This window comes from Gluconobacter sp. P1D12_c, assembly GCF_018812105.1.
In the GTDB taxonomy this organism is placed as follows: Bacteria; Pseudomonadota; Alphaproteobacteria; order Acetobacterales; family Acetobacteraceae; genus Gluconobacter; species Gluconobacter oxydans_A.
The window spans coordinates 1-361 of record NZ_JACSIQ010000856.1 but is presented as its reverse complement, the minus strand read 5'-3'; the positions used below and the strand labels follow the sequence as shown (position 1 = coordinate 361).

Below are 361 nucleotides of genomic sequence, written 5' to 3'. Positions count from 1 at the left end.
TCCTGGTGATCCAGACGCTCAACAATTTGTCTGATGAGCGGACGGAATATCTGATCAACGATCGCCTCTCCTTTATGCGTTTCCTTGGGCTGGGACTTTCAGATCGGGTGCCGGATGCCAAAACGGTCTGGCTGTTTCGCGAGCGTCTGACCCAGGCGAGTGCGATCGATGGGCTGTTCAACCGCTTTGATGCGACCCTGCGTAACGCCGGGTATTTGCCGATGTCAGGCCAGATCCTGGATGCCACGCTGGTAGCGGCTCCGAAGCAGCGGAACACCAATGCAGAGAAAGCGGATCTGCGAGCAGGCCGTATTCCTGAAGACTGGCAGGACAAACCCGCAAAGCTGTCGCACAAGGATCG

Annotated in this window: 1 protein-coding gene; it reads left to right on the top strand. The window is 57.1% G+C overall.

What is annotated here, in order from left to right; translation table 11 throughout:
• Nucleotides 1-361: transposase (locus tag KP705_RS19525; protein ID WP_215765509.1), on the top strand; the 361-nt coding region annotated here is incomplete at both ends.